This window comes from Thalassotalea coralli (genome assembly GCF_055786205.1).
Map to the genome: position 1 here is coordinate 239,524 of NZ_JBVVBK010000007.1, position 21,670 is coordinate 261,193.

Genomic DNA, 21,670 nt, shown 5'->3' on the forward strand with positions numbered 1-21,670 from the left:
GGCGATCTTACGTCGATTTATTTTAAATTAAGGGTTTAAATCTTGCGCGATCAAAGAAAACTGCAACTTTATCAGTGGTTATCTGATACTTTTCAGACCGAAGACTTTTCGCTTAGTTCACTTGATGGTGACGCCGGCTTCCGTCGTTACTTTCGAGCGACCATCTTTGATCGGTCATACATTCTTGTCGATTCGCCAGTAGATAAGTGCAACAACCAAGCATTTGTTGATGTTCAGCGTCGACTGTTAGAACGGGCGATTCATGTACCAGAGATTATTCATTATCAACAAGAACAAGGATTTTTTTGTTTATCTGATCTAGGGTCAACGTGTCTTGGTAACTTGTTAACTGAAGATAATGCCGGCACTTGGTATCGTCAAGCAATGGCTATTATTCCTAAGATGGCGACTTGTGACCAATATGGGTTACCACTTTATGATGCTGACTTTGTTCAACTTGAATTAGATATTTTTGAAGAATGGTTGTTAAATGCACACTTAGGTTTGTCTTTATCTGCTGAGGATAAAGTTAAGTTGCAATCGTGTTATGAGGTATTAATTAAAAGCGCGCTAGAGCAACCTCAATGTTTTATGCATAGAGATTTTCATTGCCGAAATTTAATGGTTGAAGATGATCAAATTGCCGTTATAGATTTTCAAGATGCCGTTAAAGGGCCAATAAGCTATGACGTGGTGTCGCTATTACGAGATTGTTACCAAAAATGGCCTGATGCGCTAGTCAGCGAATTGTTAACAGAGTTTGTCGAGAAATATAGTTCGCAAATGTCTGAATATGATCACCCGCTTGAAACATGGCAACGATGGTTTGATTTAATGGGTCTGCAAAGACATATCAAGGCGTGTGGTATTTTTGCGCGTTTACATCATCGCGATAATAAGTCAGGTTATTTAAAAGATATTCCACTTACTCTTAGCTACATTATCGACATTTCCAGTCGCTACCCAGAATTGAGCTACCTGCACCAGTTTAGTCAAACATTACCTGCAAAAATCGAGGAGAGTCATTCATGAAAGCGATGATTTTAGCAGCTGGCCGTGGTGAGCGCATGAAACCGTTAACGGATACTACGCCTAAGCCTTTGTTAAAAGTAGGCGGCAAAGCGCTTATTGTCCATCATATTGAAAAGCTCGCAGCAGCCGGTATAAAAGACATTATTATTAATATTGCTTGGCTAGCTGAACAAGTCCAATTGCTATTGGGCTCTGGTGAGGAGTACGGGGTTAATATCGAATATAGTCATGAAAAAAATGGTGCTTTGGAAACGGCAGGTGGTATTGCAACAGCACTACCATTTTTTAGCGGTGAAACAAGTTTCCTAGTTGTTAATGGCGATGTATATACCGACTATGATTTTGCAAACATTCCTACATTATCTCCTGAAAAAGACGCTTTACTTTGGTTAGTAGATAACCCAGAACATAACCCTGACGGGGATTTTGTGTTGACGCAAAAGGAAGAAGTGAAGAACAAAGGTGAACATGCCCCTCTAACCACGGCTACGTATTCAGGTATCGCTATTTTTAGGCCAAGGTTTTTCACTGAATGTAAGCCCAATGTCGCTAAAGCGCTTGGTGGCATGTTACGAGAAGGAGTTGACCAAGGTAAAGTTGTGGCGATAAAGCTCAATGAATTGTGGACTGATGTAGGTACACCACAAAGATTGGAACAACTTAATCAATTCATTTCTGATAGGGGATTTTGATGAAAGTATGGGGAAAAGTCATCGGTTTTTTGTGTGGCTTTATGTTATCAAAAAACATATTTGGTGCCTTGCTAGGCTTATGGTTAGGGCACAGATTTGACAAAGGATTAGGCTTTAATTTTGATGATTTAGCGCGTCAAACAGAAGAAACGCGTCAGCAGATTTTCTTCTACACTTCTTTCGCTACTATGGGTTATATCGCAAAAGCGAAAGGGCGAGTCACTGAGCACGAGATTCAGTTTGCTTCCGCGTACATGGATAAATTGGGTTTAACCAGTGATATGAAACGTGCCGCACAAGAGGCTTTTCGAGAAGGAAAAATGGCGGGTTTTCCTCTTGAAGACAAGCTCAAGCAATTTAAGCGTGTGACCTTAGGTCGACAAGACTTATTACTGGTGTTCTTAGAGATCCAGATTCAAGTAGCATTCGCCGACGGCTCGCTAGACCCAGCAGAGCGTGACGCATTGCACAAATTAGCTAAAGCCCTTGGTTTTTCTGCACGTGATTTAGATAACTTATTGGAAATGATTATTGCGGGTGCGCAATTTCATCAGCAGGGCGGTAAAGTTAGTCAGGCAGAGCAGGAAGAGCAAGCATATAAAGTGCTAGGTGTCGACAAAGACGCTGACGATAAAACGGTAAAAAAAGCCTATCGAAAGCTTATGGCGCAACATCACCCGGATAAATTGATTGCCAAAGGGTTACCTCCTGAGATGATGGAAGCCGCGAAACAAAAAGCGCAAGATATTCAAGCGGCTTATGAAGTTATCACTAAATCTAAATAGAATAAGATAGTTGCGTGAAGATACTTCGTTTGTCTATAGTGAATCTAATATCAATTGAAAAGATGAGTCATTCAATGAAAGCAATCGTTGCCTTAGTTATATTTACTATTTCTTTTTCTGCTTTTGCTAATAAAGAAAAAGATCGTCAAGAAGTTCTAGATATGCGAGATGATGTGCTAAGTCGTTTATATAAAGAAGAGCCAGGCACAAAATCACAAATAAAAAAAGCCGAAGGCTATGCGGTTTTTTCTAACATTGGGGTTAATTTAATTTTTCTTTCTGCTGGTGGTGGATCTGGCGTTGTTCATAACAATAGTACAGGTAAAAATACTTATATGCGTATGGGGTCTGCTGGTCTAGGTATAGGGTTAGGTGTTAAAGACTTTAGTGCTGTTTTTATTTTTCATACGAAAAAATCGATGGAAAACTTTGTCGAATATGGTTGGGACTTCTCGGGGCAAGCCGATGCTGCTGCTAAATCTCGTGATAAAGGTGGTGAGCATAGCGAAGCGGCTACTGTGATAAACGGCGTATCGATATACCAAATTACTGAAGCAGGGTTAGCGTTACAAGCAACGCTTCAAGGAACTAAGTACTGGCTAAATGATGATTTAAACTAGCCTTCTGCATTGAGCATTGCGGCGAGCAATTACCAACCGTTCGCCGTTAACCATCCTTTAATTTCTCTATCGAGTGTATTGTCTGGATACACACCTGCTTGATGGTTTTTTATCTCTAAGGCGCGGTATTGAGATTTTGCCATTCGTTTTACCGTTACTTTTCTAATCTTTTTGCTCGATGGCATGTAGCGATTGTCGCGGGCTAAAGAAACATCGAGTACCGGAAATCCTAAGTTTGCTAAGCTGTCGGCTGCTTGTTTTTGCCAATGCTGATCTGGCATAAATACACTTAACAGTACCAGCGCTGCAGGAGAAGTTATGGCTTCTTTATTGTATAGATCAAGTAACTGTGCTCCACTTTGACCTTGGGCGACAACGACAATAATGCCAGGATACATTTTTGTTTGCTCGTCTACGGCTTTCATCAGGCTAGTAAGTGACTCACGATACGTCTCAATAGCTTTATTATCTGCCTCGATCCTTGCTTGCTTGGAGATTGCATGTGATGGGAAGTTACTGGGTTTTGCAAGCGGGTGAACTGTAATTGTCGTCCAACCTTGTGCTGGCATTACTTGTCGTAAGTTATCCATGGCACTAGGGCTTATGGCTGATTGCTGCCATTCTGGAATTAGTACCAGTATGCCTTTGCTATTCGTGGTTTCACTTAGCGACAGTAAGGTAATATGTTCATTAGGTCCCACTAGGATTTTGTTAATGTCTTTTTCCGGTAAGTAATGCTCTAAATCGGCTTGCTGTTGGTTTTGTAAGTTTATCGGTAGCTTGATTTGCGTTTCCGTTTTTTTAGGGGCGTCACTGTTTTTAGCGCTGTCTTCGCTTTGCTCTTGAGAGGTCTTGGAAGAATCAGTTTCTTGTTGGCTTGCAAGCGCCTCTTTAGGTGATACCGCTAGAGCATCAATACTGACAAACGTGAGTTGCAACAACAAAAAGCAATGTAGAATAGTTTTATTCATAAAAATAGTGACCTAAAAGCAATATCTTACTATCGGCTTTATCTAGAATTTCTGCAACGAAAATTCAGTGATTATAGAAAAGGGCACTCAATATTGAAGGTGAGTCGCTCGTTAGTTGTTGGATGATAAATAGTAAGTGATTGTGCATGTAACGCGAGTCTAGGACTTAGCGCTAGTGCTTCGGAGTGTGCGTATAAGCGGTCGCCAATAATGGGGTGGCTTATTGACAACATATGAACCCTCAATTGATGCGAGCGACCTGTAACTGGGGTTAGTTCAACCAAGGTAGTTGCTTGCTCTCTAGCAAGTACTTTGTAATGAGTTAGGGCTTTTTTACCATTTTCATTATCTATTTTTTGCTTGGGTCGATTAGGCCAATCACAAATAAGCGGCGCATCAACTGAACCTGAATCTGTCGCGACATTACCAAATACGCGGGCAATATATGTTTTGCTGGTTTGCCTTTTCTCGAACTGGCGGCCAATTCGCGCTTGCGCTTGCTTGTTTAATGCCATCACGATAATACCAGAGGTTGCCATATCCAGCCTGTGAATAATGACTGCACTAGGCAAAACTCTTTGCACACGTGTTTCCAGACAATCTTGATGCTCAGGTAGACGCCCTGAAACGGTAAGTAAGCCACTCGGTTTGTTAAGGACAATAATGTCCTCATCTCGATAAACGATATCGAGATAAGGAGTCATCGGTGGTTGATAAACAAAGTCAGGATTAGCTGCCATTACGGTATTCGCAACTGCTTAATTGCTGACAACCACTAAGCGAATTGCTTCGAATTTCAGCTGTGCCTTGTCGATGTACTGAGAAAGCTGCTCTCGTTGAGATTTAACAAAAGTAAGCTCTTCTTCGCGAACACTTGGATTAATGGCTTTTAACGCTACTAGTCGTTCTAGCTCATTGTTAAGCTGTTCTGTCATGTTGGCTTTAGCATTGTCGATAATTGGAGTTACTTCCTTATCAGCGTGTGCTTCGGCTTTTTCTACTAGTGGAGACACTTCACCTTTAAGGGCTTTTACTAATTGTAAAGCGATTTGCTTTTTAACCGGCGTTAATTGCTGATCGAGTAACTGAGCACCAACTTTATCGGCTAGATTGTTCCCATTTTTGTCCACTAACACGCGAATTGGTGTTACCGGCAAGTAACGGTTTAATTGCAAGTGGCTCGGCGCTGTTGCTTCTAATGTAAATAAGCACTCAACAAAAAATGTACCTGCTGGTAGGGCAGGGTTTTTTAATAGGCCAATGCTGGCGTTACCTATCTCATCTGATAACACAAGATCCATTGCACCACTTACCATAGGGTGATCCCAAGTAATGAGGTGGTAATCTTCGCAAGCCAATGCGGTTTCACGATCAAAAGTAATGGTCGTTCCGTCGTCAGGTAGACAAGGGAAGTTAGCTGCTAGCATGTGTTCTGTTGGTTGCAAAGCGATGGCATTATCGGCTTTATCTTCTTGATTAATACCAAAAACGTCTAACAGTTGGAACATAAACTGAGGCAGACTAACCGCTCGGTCTTGCTTGTCGATTTCAGCAACTAATGTCTCGGCTTTGCCTTGTCCACTTGATCTCAATTCAAGTAACTTATCGCGGCCAGATTCTAATTCTTGCTTTATCGCTAAGTGGCTAGCTTTACTTTCGCTAATAACCTGAGCTAACTGCTCAGTGTCTAACACGGCATCTAACATGATGTCTTTTAGTGCATCTCCGTGACGTTCAAAGACGGCTCTACCGGTAACACACGTATGCTCGAAAGATTCCATAGCTAAGTTGTACCATTCAAACAAGGCTTGCTGAGCAGAGTGCTCAAAGTAAGGTACGTGTAAGCGAATTGTTTGTGTTTGGCCGATTCTATCAAGGCGACCAATGCGTTGTTCTAATAGATCTGGATTGCTTGGTAAATCAAATAGCACTAAATGATGCGCAAATTGAAAGTTTCGACCTTCGCTACCAATCTCTGAACATAATAATACTTGAGCGCTATCTTCTTCTTGCGCAAAGTAAGCTGCGGCGCGATCGCGCTCTACGATAGACATGCCTTCATGGAATATCGCAGCGCGTATACCTTCTTTAACTCGTAACGCTTGTTCAAGTTCAATCGCGGTTTCAGCATGAGCACAAATAACCAGAAGCTTCTCTTTATTCAAGCTTTGCAATAACTCAATCAAATAGTTAACACGAGGGTCAATATCAAACCAATTTTGGGCACTTGCTAAGCTAAATAGCCTTTCAGGAGAGGTGATAAAGCTAGCTTGTTTTTTAGCGGCCAATGCTTCTTTTGTGTCTGATAAAAGGAAGTCTTCAATTGCTTCTTGATATTGCTCAGGCATAGCAAGCGCTGTTGGTTTTAACTGTCGCTCAGGGAAACCTTTAATGGTGTTTCTGCTGTTGCGAAATAAAATACGGCCGGTGCCATGGCGATCTAACAACTGATCTAATAATTGACTGCGCGCTTCATCGCTTTGTTCTTCATCTTGCTGTCGGATATCTGCTAGCTGCTTCGTGATATCAGTTTCTTTTAGCAGTTCGGTGAGTGTCGTTTCTTGATCAGATGTTAACTCTGCTTTTGCTACTAAGGCGTTTGCAGCATCTGCAACTTCCGCATAGTGGCTTTCTTCCTCTAGGAAGGTTTGGTAATCATAAAAACGGTCAGGGTCTAATAGACGTAAACGCGCAAAATGGCTTTCGTGGCCAAGCTGGTCTGGCGTCGCTGTAAGCAATAATACACCTGGAATCTCTTGTGCTAATTGCTCTACACATAAATATTCTACGCTTGGTGCTTCAATGGACCAATCAAGGTGATGGGCTTCGTCAACCACCATAAGATCCCATTGTTCGTTAATAAGTTCTTCATACCAGTCCGGGTTGTCGCGAACAAACGATAAGCTAACGAGTACGAGTTGTTCAGCACTAAATGGGTTGACTGGCTCTTCAGGATCTGCAGATTTAACGATTTCTTCGCAGCGAGTTTCATCAAAAATGCTAAATTGGAGATTAAAGCGACGTAGCATTTCTACTAGCCATTGGTGCATCAACGTTTCTGGTACTATGATAAGCACACGGTTAGCTCTGCCTGTAACCAGTTGTTGATGCAAAATCAAACCCGCTTCAATGGTTTTACCCAAACCCACTTCATCAGCTAATAATACTCGTGGTGCAAAACGGCTACCGACTTCATTGGCGATGTATAGCTGATGTGGAATTAAGCTAACACGTCCACCCACTAATCCAGTTAGGTGCGATTGCTGTTGAGTAAATTGCTGTTCAATACAGTCTTTTCTTAAGCGGAACCAATCTAATCGGTCTACCTGACCATTAAGTAGTCGGTCTTGTGGCTTATTAAATTTGATAAAGTGATCAATCATCACTTCTTTGACACTGGCTTCTTCGCCGGTTTGTACATTTTTACCGTGATAGGTAATGAGACCGTTTTCTTCTGACGTTGAGTCAATCAGTAATTGCCAACCTTCATGGTTAGGAATGGTGTCGCCTTTTTGAAAGATAACACGAGTTAAAGGGGCGTTATCTATAGCGTACTTACGAATGTCACCGGTAGCGGTAAACATGATAGAGACAAAGCGGTTTTCTACTTGGGTAACAGTACCTAATCCTTGGTCCGACTCTCCATCACTTATCCAACGTTGACCGGGTTGAAACGACATTAATTTTACTCCACAAATATATGACTAGAGCGTATAAGATTACGGTACTCAATTTACGCTCAGAAAAAAGGGGCGCTATGGTAACGTTAATCATAGTCTTGATCATCAATTATTGTGAAAAATCGCCCCTTTTTTGCGTGCAAATAAGTTAACTTGAGTTGTTAACAGTGTTGACGGTTATTTTACTCCTAATTCTTTCAGCCTTTCTAACAAATAGCTTTCTTGTGTGTGTCTGTCAGAAAGCACCACTTCGTCTCTTGGATGTAAGAATAATGGTAAGGAAATACGAGACTTTTTCGCATTTTCTCCACTAGGGTTAACAACGCGATGACTTGTCGACGGGAAGTGTCCTTGCGACGCTTCCTGTAACATATCGCCAATATTAATGATTAGGTGACCAAAATCTGCTGGAATATCTAACCAAGAGCCATCTTTTTGCTGCACTTGAAGTCCAGGTTCGTTTGCTGCTGGCAAGATAGTTATCAAGTTGATGTCTTCGTGAGCCGCTGCGCGAATAGCACCAGGCTCTTCGTCTCCTGTCAAAGGTGGGTAGTGCAATACACGTAACAACGTATTCGGCGTATCTTTAATCATTGAAGGTAAAGGCTCAGAATACTTAGCTGCGATATGTTCTGGAGAATATTGTTCAATCCAACCGAGTAACTGAGCTGCTAGGCTTGATGCATCTTGGTAGTATTGGCGAATTTCTTGCTCTAACTGTTCAGGCACTCTGCCCCAAGGGTAAATATGGTAATACTCTTTAATATCCTTTTTTTTGTGTCCTTTTGCAGTCTCTGAAATTTCAGGGGCAAAATATCCATCTTGTTTTTCAGGGTCAAAGGCATATTTTTCAGGGTTACCATGAGTAAAGAATTCATACCAATTATGATAAATAGATTCTACTAACTCTTGTTGAATTGGGTGGTTCTTAAGAACGCCAAAGCCAGTTTCTTGTAAGCTTTTTACAAATCGTTCAGGTGCGTCTTCGGCACGATAGTCCACAACTTGCACTTGCATAAAATGTGCTCCTGTTAATTGATGATTTATAACTATAACATATAACTTGTCCATTTGGTCAGATTATTTGGCAGTGACAATGGTAGATGCATAGCTATAATATGAACTCATCGTTAAAAAGTAGTGAAAACAATAATGAAATTCCAACTAATTGCCGCAATTGCTATACCTAGTTTTTTAATTGGCTGTGCTAGCCAAGAAGATGCTTGCGAAGACGTGACGTTAGCCGCAGAACAGATCCAAGAATGTCAGGCGTTACAAAGACAAATAGCTAATGCTAAAAATAAACCCTTGATTCGCACTGAGTTAGAGCGTCGCTACCAGACAGACTGTATTGATGTTCGTTATTATCGCGATGAGCATACTTCAGCTATTTGTGGAAACAAGCAACAACTTGAAGAGCACATTGAAGCCGCACGTGAAAGACAAGAAAAGAATAAAAAAGACTAAAGGTTAATTTTTTGTTAAATTGACGGCGGGTGATATTTTCAGCTAAATTTATAGAAGTTCAAACTTGTTACACAGCAGTTACTCTAAACTTCGTAGTAAATGTATAAGTAGTAAATGTATAAATGGTGTGACAGTTAAATAGTCGAAACTTAAATGCAGTATGAATAAAAATAGTAGTAATAAAGATCTACCTTTGGAGGCTAATTATCAAGAATTAGCCAAACAAGCTATAGATATGGCTGATAACTATAGGAAGTTAGAAGCTCGCTATACTGCATTATTTACCTTGAATCAGTTATCTCATGACTGTAAAGATTTAAACCGTTTTTATCCGCAAGTTCACCAAGCCATTGCCGCTATAATGAATGCCACAAATTTCTATATTGTGATGTTCGACCAAACTTTTAATACCCTTGAATTTGTTTATCACGTAGATGAAGCAGATGATTATCCAGAAGGGCCGATCGATTTCGATGAAATGAAAGGCTCAATGACTTGCCATGTGATTAATACCGGCCAGCCCTTGTTGGCATCCCGTAAAAAAATGGACGAATTAATTGCTCAGGGTGTTATTAAGCAAATTGGTGTTTCTGGTACTGATTGGTTAGGCGTCCCTTTAATGAGTGATGGCTTTGTTATAGGCGTAATGGCTGTTCAAAGCTATAACGAGACAACACGCTATCAAGAGCACGACCTTGAAATGCTAACCTTTACCGCTCAGCATATTGTGACGGCGATGGCTCGATTACAAGATCGTGAAAGGTTGCAACAAGCGGTAGACGCTCGTACTCGAGAGTTAATGAGTCAAATTCGCGAACGTGAAAAGTCTGAATTACTTCAAGAGTCGTTGTTTCGCATATCAGAACTGACCACAGATACCAGTATTGAAATTGATAGGTTTTATCAGCTTGTTCACAACATTATTGGACAATTGATAGATACCACTAACTTTTATATAGCGAAATATAATGAATCAGAAGACGTCATTTCTTTCGTTTATCACTCTGAACAAACTAATTTAGAAACCAATAGTCAGTTTGAAGAACGTAAGTTTTCAAATGGGCTAACTGAGATGGTTATTACCAAAAGAGAACGTGTCTTACTGGACTATCCTCAGATGCTTTCGCTTCACCAGCAAGGGCTTTTACATCAACCTGATCCATCAAATAAAAGCTGGTTGGGTGTGCCATTAATGCAGTCGGGAAAAGCGATTGGCGCTATGGTGGTACAAAGCTATCAGAGTAGAACTATTTTTACTGAAAGTGATGCTGAGTTATTAACTTTTGTCTCTCAACATATTGCCACAGCCATTAAACGTCGTGAAATCGCTCTGTTTGAACGACAGTCACATGAATTGCTAGAACAACAAGTTAAGCTGCGCACTGGTGAATTAGAAGAAGAGATTAAACAGCGTAAAAGTATTGAAGCCAAGTTGAAACATGCGGCGACACACGATACGTTAACGGGGCTGCCTAACAGAGCGGTCTTTCTTGATCTATTAAATTACGCTATCGCGTGTATTTCAAGAAAACCGCAGAGTCAATTTGCTGTTTTGTTTTTAGATTTAGATAGATTTAAAGTTGTTAATGATAGTTTAGGGCACCATGCTGGTGACGACCTTCTCATTCAAGTTGCCAAAGGATTAAAGCAAGTTGTTCGTGGTAAGGATACGGTTGCTCGTTTAGGCGGCGATGAGTTTGTTATTTTGATTGAAGACATAGTTAGTAGACAGGAAGCCTACGATGTTGCTCAACGCATAACTGACTTTTTAGCTAAGCCATTTACGGTAGCGAAACAGCAAGTATTCATCGGTACGAGTATTGGCGTGTTATTTAATGATGAACGCTATAGCAGTGCTGAAGTCATGCTTAGAGACGCTGATATTGCCATGTACCATGCTAAAGATATGGGCAAGGGTCGATATGAAGTATTCGATTCTAGTATGCATAAAAAGCTGCAAGATGCCTTAATTCTAGAAGCTGATATTCGCGAAGCAATTGATAGAAATGAGTTCTTTCCTCACTTTCAACCTATTGTCAGACTACAAGATAGCAGTATCGTCGGTTTTGAAGCATTAGCTCGTTGGCAAAGTGATAAAAGAGGCTTTGTTTACCCTGGTGACTTTATCTCTCTTGCCGAAGAGACTAAATTAATCATGTCGATTGATTTACAAATTTTAGAGAAGGCGTGCCGCCAACTTAAACAGTGGCAAGAAATTCATCAACGTGACGATTTATATGTAAGCTGTAACTTATATGGTAATCACTTCTTCGATAGCAATTTACCGGATCAAATTGCAGAAATATTGGCACGAACGCAATTAGAGTCACGTCACCTTAGATTAGAGTTAACAGAACGAGCACTATTGGAGAATAGCGATTTGGTGCTTGAGAATATGAAAGCTCTTAAAGAAAACGGCGTTAAAATACTGTTAGATGACTTTGGTACCGGCTATTCGAGTTTGAGCTATTTACATCGTTTTCCGATCGATGTACTCAAAATTGATCGCTCGTTTATCAATAATATTCATCAGCATGACAATCATAAAGCCATCATTAAAACCATTATCGACTTGGCCACTAATTTACAAATGGCAACGGTTGGCGAGGGCATAGAAAACCTCGAAGATGCCCAATTGTTAGATCAAATGGAATGCCGATATGGGCAAGGCTATTATTTTCACCGTCCCATGCCACCAGAGCAAATTGATAGCTGTTTAGCTTAAAACATCGAGCTATGGCACCGTCATACGCACCTTACGAATCACTCTTTTTGCTTTTCCAGTGGAGATGCTTTTAGTTAGGTATCCCTTCTATTAGTGATCAAATGGAAAAAATGTTTTCTCTATTACCGATTTAAAAGTGGCGAATCATCCTTTAACATGACCTTAACTTTTTCAGTTAATAGGATTCATTATGAAAGTCGTCGCTTTTGGTGCTTCAACAAGTAAGCAATCAATAAACAAACAGTTAGCCGCTTATACTGCTAATTTGGTAGAAGGTGCTCATGTTGAAGTACTAGACTTGAACAAATATCAGTTACCGCTTTTTAGTCAGGATGTTGAAGCAGAGTTAGGTCAACCTGAAGATGCGCAATTATTTTTAGACGATATTGCTGAAGCCGACGCATTAGTCGTGTCTTTCGCAGAGCATAATGGTTCTTATACTGCAGCTTATAAAAACCTTTTTGATTGGGCTTCGCGCATTAACATGAAGGTTTTTCAAAACAAGCCTATGATAATGCTGGCGACTTCTCCGGGACCTGGCGGCGCTGCAAGTGTGTTATCAGCTGCCGTTAATTCTGCACCATACTTTGATGGCGATGTCGTTGGTTCGTTGTCGGTGCCTAGCTTTTTCGATAAATTCGATATGGAAAACCAGCAGGTTTCTGATGAAGCAATTAATGAGCAATTAACTGCACTAACACAACAATTGGCTACTCGCCTTTAATACCCATTGTTGTTGAACAAAAATAAAAGCCGCATCATTGCGGCTTTTTGTTACTGATAAATTTGCCATTTTTCTTTTATTTTTGCGATAGTACCTTTATCAACAAGCTGTTGGTAAGCTGATTTGAATTGCGAAATTATTTGGGGATCAGTCTTATTGTTAAAAGCAATAGATAGGTCGTTATTTAGGTAACTAACTTCTTTTATCTTGTGAATCTTATTAAAGTCCAAGCCCAGTTTTTTCGCCCTGTTCTTAAGGGTCATTTCAGTTGCTACGATAAGATCAACACGACTTCGATAAAGCATCAGCATATTTTGATCTTCTTTGATTAAGTGATACACCTTAGTGAAGTTATTATCTTCTAAGTATTGGGCAACATTAGAATGCCTAGAAGCAGCTATTCTTTTATCTTTTAACTGATTTTCATCGTCAATTAATTCAGGGAAAGACTCTTTGAGCGCCCAAAAATACAACCTTTCTTCTAATAAACTGCCTACCCAATTAAAACTATCGGTGCGGCGCTCGGTGTGCGCGATTGAATAAATCATTACATTGGTTTGGCTTTTTGCAATTTCATAGGCTCTGGCCCAAGCCATTACTTGGATATTAGCTTGGCAATTTGCTTGCTCAAATAGCGCGTTAATAACATCGGTAGAATAACCACCTAAAGTGCCATCTGGCAATTCTATTTGATAGGGTTCTAAATACTCAGTAACAACATCAATCTCACACTTAGGTGTAAGTTGAGTTGTGGTAGCAGATACTTGAACTGATAGACAGAACAGTAGAGCGAATTGGATTACAAATTTCATATTACAGCGTGCTTATTTGTCACATTCGCCACATACCTTGTGGAGGATTACGGGTTCCTTGGTAGCAATGCAAAGGTTAAAGAAGAAAGCGCATTTTACATGAAAAATGGATGAAAAGTAGACAAATAGTTAACTTTTTTATAACTAAAAAAGGTAGCTTTCGCTACCCTTCTTAAAAAACAAGCACTTATAACTAAAGTAAAGGTAGTAATTTATTTGATATAAACACTACTTTTAAATCAAATGTAAAACTTAAAGGGCTCTGTTCATCATGATAACTTCATTACATACGTAGTCTAGAATGCCCATTGCTGCCTTGCGGCCTTGATCGATGGCCGTCACTACTAAGTCAGAGCCGAGCACCATGTCACCACCAGCAAAAACGTTATCTGCACTGGTTTGTAGTGCGAAATTACTTTGTTCGTTTGCGATAACGCGTCCTCTTTCATCAACAGAAACACCTGCCTTTTTCATCCATTCAGGCGGACTAGGTAAGAAACCAAAAGCGATGACGACAGCATCAGCAGGCATTACAAATTCGCTATCAGGAATAGGCTCAGGGCGTCTTCGGCCCGCCGCATCAGGTTCACCTAACTGAGTTTTTACAAATTTAACACCAACGACTTGTTGATTATCATCAACCTCGATATCTAGTGGTTGTAGGTTAAATTGGAAATCAACACCTTCTTCTTTCGCGTTAAGTACTTCTCGCGGTGAACCGGGCATATTTGCTTCGTCTCGACGATACGCACAAGTTACTTCGCTTGCGCCTTGTCTAATCGAGGTGCGAACACAATCCATCGCCGTATCGCCTCCACCAAGAACAACAACTTTTTGGCCCTTGAAGCTTACGTATGGCTTTACGTTTTCTGTAAGCCCCATAATGTGTTGGGTATTACCAATTAAAAAGTCTAACGCGTTGTAAACACCGTCAGCGTTCTCGTTTTCAAAACCGCCTGTCATATCAGTGTATGTGCCTAAGGCTAGGAATACTGCGTCATAGTCAGATGTAAGTTGCTCAAACGGCACATCAACACCGATATTCGTATTGAGTACAAACTCAATGCCCATACCTTCAAATATCTTGCGACGCTGTTTTATTACCGACTTTTCAAGTTTAAAAGAAGGAATACCAAAGGTGAGTAGGCCACCAATTTCCTGATGCTTGTCGTAAACAACACAGTCGACACCATGACGAGTTAACACGTCAGCACAGGCGAGTCCTGCAGGCCCTGCACCCACTATTGCTACTTTTTTCCCGATTTTATCAACGTTAGACAAGTCAGGTGTCCAGCCCTGTGCAAAGGCGGTATCAGTAATATATTTTTCGATATTACCTATAGTTACTGCACCAAATTCATCATTTAACGTACAAGCCGATTCACATAACCTATCTTGTGGACATACGCGACCACACATTTCCGGTAAGCTATTTGTTTGATGACAAAGATCAGCTGCTTCAAAAATTTTACCTTCAGTGACCAGTTCCAGCCATTGTGGAATGTAGTTATGAACAGGACATTTCCATTCACAATAAGGGTTACCACAATCTAGACAGCGGTCAGCTTGCCCTGCACTTTGCTCATTGCTTAATGGATTGTAAATTTCAACAAAATCTAATTTACGTTGCTCAATCGCTTTTTTAGGCGGATCAATTCGCTTAACGTCGATAAATTGGTATACGTTTTTACTCATTTTTAAATCCTCTTCGCGTTATTGTGCTTGAACGCGAAGTTCTGCAGATGAACGGCTTCGATGACCTAACAAGGTCTTTACGTCAGTCGCGGTTGGTTTAACCAGCATAAATTTATTGGCATATTGATCGAACTCTTGCAGTATCGCTTGCGCGCGCAAACTACCTGTTTCTTCAAAATGCTGATTAATAATGCCGCGTAAATGCTCTTTATGAATCGCATATTCAGTGACAGGTAGTAACTCGATTGACTCGTTATTGATGCGTACATCTAAATCGTCTGATTCGTCTAGTACATAAGCAAAACCACCAGTCATACCCGCACCAAAGTTAACACCTATTTGTCCTAATACCGTGACAATACCACCGGTCATATATTCACAGGTATGATCGCCTGTACCTTCTACAACGGCATGACAACCAGAATTTCTAACGGCAAAGCGTTCACCGGCGCGGCCACATGCAAATAGTTTCCCGCCAGTAGCGCCGTATAAACAGGTGTTACCAACAATCATGGTTTTTTCACTTCGATACGCAACGCCTTTAGGCGGTTTAATGGTTAGCTTACCGCCTGTCATCCCTTTGCCAACGTAGTCATTAGCATCGCCTGTTAGCGTCATTTCTAAACCACCAGCATTCCACACGCCAAAACTCTGTCCCGCAGTACCTGTTAAAGAAACTTTGATAGGGCTTGAGGCCATGCCTTGATCACCATGGTGTCTAGCAATTTCGCCAGAAAGGGCTGCGCCTACAGAGCGATCAACGTTGCGAACGCTAAAGCGGAAGTGACCACCACTGCTATGTTGTACCGCATCTTTTGCAGCGTTTAGCATTTGTTGGTTGAGTGCGCCTTCATCAAACGGCTCGTTAGTATCTGTTTGATAAAGAGCGGTAGATTCGTCTGCGACAACAGGTGCGATTATTGGCGTTAAATCTAACTTTTGCTGTTTAGCGCTAATACCGGCTAAAGGTACTAATAAATCAGTACGGCCAATAATGTCTGTCAAGCTACTTACACCTAATTTGGCCAGAATCTCTCTCACGTCTTTGGCGACAAAGCGGAAGTAGTTCATGACTTGATCAGGCAAGCCTTTAAAGTGTTTTTCGCGCAAGATATCGTCTTGCGTAGCAACACCTGTTGCACAGTTGTTTAAGTGACAAATACGCAAGAACTTACAGCCAAGTGTCACCATAGGGGCTGTACCAAAGCCAAAGCTTTCAGCACCTAAAATTGCCGCTTTTACGATGTCTAAACCAGTTTTTAAGCCGCCGTCTACTTGCAGGCGTACTTTATGACGTAAGCCATTAGATACAAGTGATTGATGCGCTTCTGCCAATCCTAGTTCCCAAGGACAACCAGCGTACTTCACAGATGTAAGAGGACTTGCACCTGTACCGCCGTCATATCCAGAGATGGTAATAAAGTCAGCATAAGCTTTAGCTACACCTGAGGCTATGGTGCCAACGCCAGGGCCAGATACTAACTTGACTGAAATCACTGCTTTTGGATTGATTTGCTTTAAATCGAAAATCAATTGTGCAAGATCTTCAATAGAATAAATATCGTGATGCGGCGGTGGCGAGATTAAGGTCACGCCAGGCACTGAAAAACGTAACTTAGCGATTAACGGTGTAACTTTATCGCCAGGCAGTTGACCGCCTTCACCGGGTTTTGCGCCTTGAGCGACTTTTATTTGTAGTACGTCTGCATTCACTAAGTAATGCGGAGTTACACCAAATCGACCTGAAGCGATTTGCTTGATACGAGAGTTTTTAACTGTCCCAAAGCGGCGTTCGTCCTCGCCACCTTCACCTGAGTTTGAAAACCCGCCTAAACGGTTCATTGCAATCGCTAGGGCTTCGTGAGCTTCTGGGCTCAACGCGCCAATTGACATCGCTGCGCTATCAAAGCGCTGATAAAGGGCACTATCAGGTTCTACTTTATCAATAGCAATTGATTCTGTGTCTTCTTTCAGTGCTAACAAATCTCGAAGAGCTGCAACAGGACGATTGTTAACCGTGTCTGCAAATTTTTGATAATCAGAGTAATTCCCTGATTGCACCGCGTCTTGTAAGTGTTTGACTACGTCAGGGTTATAAGCATGGTATTCACCGCCATGAACGTACTTTAACAAGCCACCATGATCGACTTTCTGATGCGGTAAGAAAGCGCGGCGAGCAAGGTTAATATTGTCTTGCTCAATGTCTTCAAAGTCTGCGCCTTGAATACGGCTTGGTAGATCTGGAAAACATAGTTGCATGATGTTCTGGTGTAAACCAATAACCTCAAACAAACCCGCACAACGATAACTGGCAATGGTAGAAATACCCATTTTAGAGAGTATTTTTAATAACCCTTTGTTAATACCGTTTCGGTAATTAGTGACGGCTTCGCGAGCTGACAGGTTTATTTGCCCTTGCTCAACAAGCTGCTCTACCGTTTCTAGTGCTAGATAAGGGTAAATCGCGGTAGCACCCAATCCAAGTAATACTGCAAACTGGTGAGAGTCACGTACTGATGCCGTTTCAACAATTATATTAGAGTCGCAACGCAGTTGTTCATCGACTAAGCGTTTTTGCACCGCGCCGACGGCCATTGCTGCAGGAATAGGTAGTAAGCCTTTATGAATTTGACGATCAGACAATACTAAAATTACGGTATTTTTATCTCGAACTAATTCTACTGCTTCGTCACAAAGACGACGAATAGCTGCTTCTAGGCCTTCTTCTGGATCGTAGTTAAGGGTTAGTGTGTCACTGCGATAGTGGTCAGGATCCAGTTCACGTAACTGTTTTAAGCCCGTATACATAAGTACAGGTGTATCAAATAAAATGCGATCAGCATGACCCGTTGTTTCGTTAAACACATTGTGCTCACGGCCAATACAGGTACCTAGTGACATAACATAGCGCTCGCGCAAAGGGTCTATTGGCGGGTTAGTGACTTGGGCAAATTGCTGTCTAAAATAATCGTAAAGCGTTCGTGGTTTACTCGATAATACTGCCATTGGTGTATCGTCACCCATGGAACCAGTCGCTTCTTGACCATTTTCAGCAAGAGTCTTGATAACCTGCTGAATTTCTTCATAGCTATAGTTATAAAGCTTATGAAACTCCGCCATTTGCTTATCGTCAAACACGCGTTGGCCAATTTGTTCAGCGGCTAATTTATCAAACGGTACAAGGCGGCGAATATTTTTATCTAGCCATTCTCGGTATGGATGACGCTCTTTTAAGTCGTTGTCGATGTCTGCTGAAGAGAACACTTTGCCAGTATAGGTATCTATAGCAAGCATTTCACCTGGACCAACGCGGCCTTTTTCAATGACTTCATCTTCACCGTATTCCCAAATGCCTACTTCGGAAGCCAAGGTGATAAAGCCATCTCGAGTAATAACATAACGTGCAGGGCGAAGGCCATTTCTGTCTAGGTTACAGGCAACATGGCGACCATTGGTCATCACGATTCCTGCAGGACCATCCCATGGCTCCATGTGCATTGAGTTAAATTCATAAAAAGCTTTTAAATCATCGTCCATTAATGGACTATTTTGCCATGCAGGCGGCACCAATAAACGCATCGCCCTAAATAAATCCATGCCGCCCGCTAAAAATAGCTCTAGCATGTTATCTAAAGACGATGAGTCAGAGCCTTTTTCATTTACAAAAGGGGCTGCATTTCGTAAATCAGGAAGAAGTGGTGAATTAAATCGATAAGTACGGGCTCTCGCCCATTGGCGGTTACCCTTAATGGTATTGATTTCGCCATTATGCGCCAAATATCTAAAAGGCTGTGCCAAGTGCCATTGTGGAGACGTGTTAGTTGAAAAGCGCTGGTGGAACACACAAATGGCTGTTTGCATGCGAATATCTGCTAAGTCTAGATAAAAGTTTGGCAGATCGACAGGCATCATTAAGCCTTTATAGATTGTCACCAAGCAAGACAAACTCGCAACATAGAATCTGTCATCCTCGATTCGCTTTTCTGCACGTCTTCTTGCCATGTATAAACGACGCTCTAGATCGCGGTTACGCCAACCAGGAGGAGCGTCTACAAAAACTTGCTCTATTTGAGGGACGTTGCTAGCGGCTATTTCCCCGAGAATACTTTTGTCCGTAGGTACTACACGCCAGCCAACTAATGTTAAGGTTTCATTTGCTAGTTCTTCTTCAAGGATTTTCTTACTCTCAGCCGCAATCTCAGGATTTGGGTTTAAGAAAATCATACCAACGGCGTACTTTCGACCTAGTTTCCAGTTGTTCTCTTCCGCGATAGAGCGAAAGAATGAATCTGGCTTTTGCATGAGTAAACCACAGCCGTCACCTGTTTTACCGTCAGCATTAATACCACCACGGTGTTGCATACGATCTAGTGCGGAAATAGCTGTTTTGACTAGCTTGTGACTTCTTTCACCTTGTTGATGGGCAATTAAACCAAACCCACAATTGTCTCGTTGTTGGCTGGGATCAAAAAGCTGCATGTTTTATCTCCTACAATTATTCTTCAGGTCGCAGAGTATGGTTTAGAATATTTTTTTCAATTATTTGCATAATTACTCTGCTATTTTCTTCCGGGGAATGACCAACACTACCACAAAATTGATAAAGGTCAATAAAAATAGAGTTTTTGCTCGTAATATAATTACAATTTCCGGTGATAGAAGGGTTGTGGTTAAGGTGTTGTTTTTATTGGTTTTAGTTGTTTTTATTTCTTTTTTTGTATATTTTTCGGGAATTTTTATTTACTTTACAGAAGATAAATGTAATTTACTTACAGTATGTTACTGTACCATCGATAGAATCAAGTGTAATAAATTATTCAAAAAATATTCACTATTTTTATTGTGAATAGATAGAAAAAAAGGCCGATTAGCGCTAGTGGCTAATCGGCCTTTTTAAAAGGTTGAAGTAGATTTAAGGTTGGTAACCACCATCAATGCCTTTTGTTGTCACACTAACGGCATCGTGAGCGTGAAGAGACTCTAAATGGTTTATACGTAACCAAAAGTCTTCAAAACTTGGCACTTGGTTCATTGCATGCTGGAGCTTTCTTGCTGCATCTTCACAGAACATTAGATTTTGACCGTTAAGTCTAGCAAACTCTTGCTCATCTTCGCGCTTAACAGCAGCTTGTACTGGTGTTTTCAATGAGTTTTCAATTAAATCCACTACATCTCTAATCGGGAACTCGGTAACATTGCTGCCTAGTTTTACCTTTACTTCGGCAACAGAGCGTTGACTATGAGGAGTAGCAACTACACCTTCGGTGGTACCAAGCCACTCATGGATCTGATCGTAATTTAGCGATTTATCTTCAAAGCTATCTTTAAAAGATTTTTGGATAAGCTGTCTCGCGAGCGCCGCAGAGCAAGGGCATGTTGATGAGTAACGTACGTCTACTGTAAGTTCGATGGTAAGTTTACCTTGGTTCAAACGACCCGTTATTGTTACTGGGTAGGCTTTCCAACCTTCCTTACCACTGATAAGTGATTTACGACGTAAGTGGTAATCAAAGCGCATTTCTACTTTCGCATTGTCACTCAGTTCTTGATGGCTACTAATGAACCCGTCAAGTAAGGTAACTAAGGTTTGGTAATTCAGCTGGTTCTGCGTCGATAAATCATCTAGCAGAAGGTACAAGCGTGACATATGGATGCCTTTTGCTTGTGGCTCCTTTAAATTGACAAATGCGTCAACGTGAGCTGAAACCATGCGAGGAGCTTCGTCCATAGAAGAAAGCATGAGAGGCATTTCAATATTGCTCATTCCAACCCAGTCTAAGGTTCCTTCTGTTTGGGCTGTTGATTGATTGGCAATATCAGGCATTATGGTCGACATGGTGACTCCAGATGTAGCAAGTTATGTAAAGGGCTAGGCTGTCCCCTAACTTCAGTCATAACGAAAATAGAAAGCACACTATCACGATATTAAGTGAGTTTACGTGGCATTTTAAAAGGCGGCTATTTTGAATGAAAACCTAGCTAAAAGCAAACAATAGCCGTTCATTTAGTGTATTTTGGAGATTGTATACTAATCTTCTAATGACAAACGTAATGACGTTGATACAATGGCTTCAAATTATGACAAGAGAATTATAAAAGTGGGCGAGAGTAAAGTAATAGATAGTGAATTATTGCAAGGGTATGTAGACAACTTAGGTGTCGAAGTTGTTCAACAGATGTTAGATCTATATCGTCAACAATCAGCTGTTTATATAGAAGAGATCGGTGAAGCACTCAGCAACGAATCTCAGGAAGAATGGCAAGAAAGGTGTCATAAAATGAAAGGAGCTGCTGGTAGTGTAGGATTACTTGCGGTTCACAGTAAATTGGTTGCTATAGAGAAGTCGACAGATTCTTGGTCTTCTAAACAAAACTACTTACAAGAACTGAGTGATGAAAACCAAGCATCTATCGGTGTTTTTGAGCAATGGCTTGCGTAAATTCGATGAGTAATTTTTTTGCTCTAT

At 41.1% G+C, this 21,670-nt stretch carries 16 protein-coding genes; 8 read left to right on the forward strand and 8 right to left on the reverse strand.

Annotated elements, in window-relative coordinates:
* Positions 1 to 42 precede the first annotated feature (42 nt).
* The 4 genes from ACOB80_RS17680 (at position 43) to ACOB80_RS17695 (ending at position 3,129) form a co-directional block, all read left to right on the forward strand.
* Entirely contained in the window at positions 43 to 1,032 is a 990-nt protein-coding gene (locus tag ACOB80_RS17680) for an aminoglycoside phosphotransferase family protein (protein ID WP_473167186.1), read from the forward strand.
* Positions 1,029 to 1,724 (forward strand): N-acetylmuramate alpha-1-phosphate uridylyltransferase MurU, encoded by a 696-nt coding sequence (gene murU / locus ACOB80_RS17685; protein WP_473167187.1) that lies wholly within the window; start codon positions 1,029 to 1,031, stop codon positions 1,722 to 1,724. Before ACOB80_RS17680 ends, murU begins: the two co-directional genes overlap by 4 nt.
* Entirely contained in the window at positions 1,724 to 2,509 is a 786-nt protein-coding gene (gene djlA, locus ACOB80_RS17690) for a co-chaperone DjlA (RefSeq protein WP_473167188.1), read from the forward strand. Before murU ends, djlA begins: the two co-directional genes overlap by 1 nt.
* Positions 2,510 to 2,583: 74 nt before the next feature.
* Positions 2,584 to 3,129, forward strand: a complete 546-nt coding sequence (locus tag ACOB80_RS17695; RefSeq protein ID WP_473167189.1) for a lipid-binding SYLF domain-containing protein — start codon at positions 2,584 to 2,586, stop codon at positions 3,127 to 3,129.
* Positions 3,130 to 3,158: 29 nt separating this feature from the next.
* On the opposite strand, the gene ACOB80_RS17700 is transcribed toward ACOB80_RS17695, so the two are convergent.
* The 4 genes from ACOB80_RS17700 to ACOB80_RS17715 form a co-directional block, all read right to left on the reverse strand.
* On the reverse strand, positions 3,159 to 4,100 hold the full coding sequence (locus tag ACOB80_RS17700; protein WP_473167190.1) for a DUF3530 family protein: 942 nt from the start codon (positions 4,098 to 4,100) through the stop codon (positions 3,159 to 3,161).
* Positions 4,101 to 4,171: 71 nt separating this feature from the next.
* On the reverse strand, positions 4,172 to 4,840 hold the full coding sequence (locus tag ACOB80_RS17705) for an RluA family pseudouridine synthase (protein WP_473167191.1): 669 nt from the start codon (positions 4,838 to 4,840) through the stop codon (positions 4,172 to 4,174).
* 18 nt (positions 4,841 to 4,858) lie between these two features.
* Positions 4,859 to 7,780, reverse strand: coding sequence for an RNA polymerase-associated protein RapA (gene rapA, locus ACOB80_RS17710; protein ID WP_473167192.1), 2,922 nt, complete (start codon positions 7,778 to 7,780; stop codon positions 4,859 to 4,861).
* Positions 7,781 to 7,957: 177 nt separating this feature from the next.
* Positions 7,958 to 8,797 carry a 2OG-Fe(II) oxygenase family protein gene (locus ACOB80_RS17715; protein WP_473167193.1) on the reverse strand — a complete coding sequence of 280 codons (840 nt, stop codon included), beginning with the start codon at positions 8,795 to 8,797 and terminating at the stop codon, positions 7,958 to 7,960.
* A gap of 135 nt (positions 8,798 to 8,932) precedes the next feature.
* Between ACOB80_RS17715 and ACOB80_RS17720 the strand changes: the two genes are divergently transcribed.
* From ACOB80_RS17720 to ACOB80_RS17730, 3 genes are all read left to right on the forward strand, one after another.
* Positions 8,933 to 9,247 (forward strand): hypothetical protein, encoded by a 315-nt coding sequence (locus tag ACOB80_RS17720; protein ID WP_473167194.1) that lies wholly within the window; start codon positions 8,933 to 8,935, stop codon positions 9,245 to 9,247.
* Between the two features lie 160 nt (positions 9,248 to 9,407).
* Complete coding sequence (locus ACOB80_RS17725) at positions 9,408 to 11,972, forward strand: sensor domain-containing phosphodiesterase (RefSeq protein ID WP_473167195.1); 2,565 nt, start codon at positions 9,408 to 9,410, stop codon at positions 11,970 to 11,972.
* A 190-nt stretch (positions 11,973 to 12,162) separates the two neighbouring features.
* Entirely contained in the window at positions 12,163 to 12,696 is a 534-nt protein-coding gene (locus ACOB80_RS17730) for an NADPH-dependent FMN reductase (RefSeq protein ID WP_473167196.1), read from the forward strand.
* Positions 12,697 to 12,746: 50 nt separating this feature from the next.
* Here the strand turns inward: ACOB80_RS17730 and ACOB80_RS17735 are convergent, their stop codons facing one another.
* The 4 genes from ACOB80_RS17735 to folE2 all read right to left on the reverse strand — a co-directional run bounded on the left by ACOB80_RS17735 (position 12,747) and on the right by folE2 (position 21,039).
* Positions 12,747 to 13,508 (reverse strand): substrate-binding periplasmic protein, encoded by a 762-nt coding sequence (locus ACOB80_RS17735; RefSeq protein ID WP_473167197.1) that lies wholly within the window; start codon positions 13,506 to 13,508, stop codon positions 12,747 to 12,749.
* A gap of 252 nt (positions 13,509 to 13,760) precedes the next feature.
* Positions 13,761 to 15,203, reverse strand: coding sequence for a glutamate synthase small subunit GltD family protein (locus tag ACOB80_RS17740; protein ID WP_473167198.1), 1,443 nt, complete (start codon positions 15,201 to 15,203; stop codon positions 13,761 to 13,763).
* Between the two features lie 18 nt (positions 15,204 to 15,221).
* Positions 15,222 to 19,682 (reverse strand): glutamate synthase large subunit, encoded by a 4,461-nt coding sequence (gene gltB / locus ACOB80_RS17745; RefSeq protein ID WP_473167199.1) that lies wholly within the window; start codon positions 19,680 to 19,682, stop codon positions 15,222 to 15,224.
* 433 nt (positions 19,683 to 20,115) lie between these two features.
* Positions 20,116 to 21,039, reverse strand: coding sequence for a GTP cyclohydrolase FolE2 (gene folE2 / locus ACOB80_RS17750; protein ID WP_473167200.1), 924 nt, complete (start codon positions 21,037 to 21,039; stop codon positions 20,116 to 20,118).
* A 229-nt stretch (positions 21,040 to 21,268) separates the two neighbouring features.
* On the opposite strand from folE2, the gene ACOB80_RS17755 reads away from it, so the two are divergent.
* Entirely contained in the window at positions 21,269 to 21,643 is a 375-nt protein-coding gene (locus ACOB80_RS17755; protein WP_473167201.1) for an Hpt domain-containing protein, read from the forward strand.
* Positions 21,644 to 21,670 lie beyond the last annotated feature (27 nt).

Excerpts from the sequence above, each read along its gene's own strand:
- murU (WP_473167187.1), top strand. The coding sequence starts at position 1,029 with ATGAAAGCGATGATTTTAGCAGCTGGCCGTGGTGAGCGCATGAAACCG.
- djlA (WP_473167188.1), top strand. The coding sequence starts at position 1,724 with ATGAAAGTATGGGGAAAAGTCATCGGTTTTTTGTGTGGCTTTATGTTA.
- ACOB80_RS17695 (WP_473167189.1), top strand. The coding sequence starts at position 2,584 with ATGAAAGCAATCGTTGCCTTAGTTATATTTACTATTTCTTTTTCTGCT.
- ACOB80_RS17700 (WP_473167190.1), bottom strand. The coding sequence starts at position 4,100 with ATGAATAAAACTATTCTACATTGCTTTTTGTTGTTGCAACTCACGTTT.
- ACOB80_RS17705 (WP_473167191.1), bottom strand. The coding sequence starts at position 4,840 with ATGGCAGCTAATCCTGACTTTGTTTATCAACCACCGATGACTCCTTAT.
- rapA (WP_473167192.1), bottom strand. The coding sequence starts at position 7,780 with ATGTCGTTTCAACCCGGTCAACGTTGGATAAGTGATGGAGAGTCGGAC.
- ACOB80_RS17715 (WP_473167193.1), bottom strand. The coding sequence starts at position 8,797 with ATGCAAGTGCAAGTTGTGGACTATCGTGCCGAAGACGCACCTGAACGA.
- ACOB80_RS17720 (WP_473167194.1), top strand. The coding sequence starts at position 8,933 with ATGAAATTCCAACTAATTGCCGCAATTGCTATACCTAGTTTTTTAATT.
- ACOB80_RS17725 (WP_473167195.1), top strand. The coding sequence starts at position 9,408 with ATGAATAAAAATAGTAGTAATAAAGATCTACCTTTGGAGGCTAATTAT.
- ACOB80_RS17730 (WP_473167196.1), top strand. The coding sequence starts at position 12,163 with ATGAAAGTCGTCGCTTTTGGTGCTTCAACAAGTAAGCAATCAATAAAC.
- ACOB80_RS17735 (WP_473167197.1), bottom strand. The coding sequence starts at position 13,508 with ATGAAATTTGTAATCCAATTCGCTCTACTGTTCTGTCTATCAGTTCAA.
- ACOB80_RS17740 (WP_473167198.1), bottom strand. The coding sequence starts at position 15,203 with ATGAGTAAAAACGTATACCAATTTATCGACGTTAAGCGAATTGATCCG.
- gltB (WP_473167199.1), bottom strand. The coding sequence starts at position 19,682 with ATGCAGCTTTTTGATCCCAGCCAACAACGAGACAATTGTGGGTTTGGT.
- folE2 (WP_473167200.1), bottom strand. The coding sequence starts at position 21,039 with ATGTCGACCATAATGCCTGATATTGCCAATCAATCAACAGCCCAAACA.
- ACOB80_RS17755 (WP_473167201.1), top strand. The coding sequence starts at position 21,269 with ATGGCTTCAAATTATGACAAGAGAATTATAAAAGTGGGCGAGAGTAAA.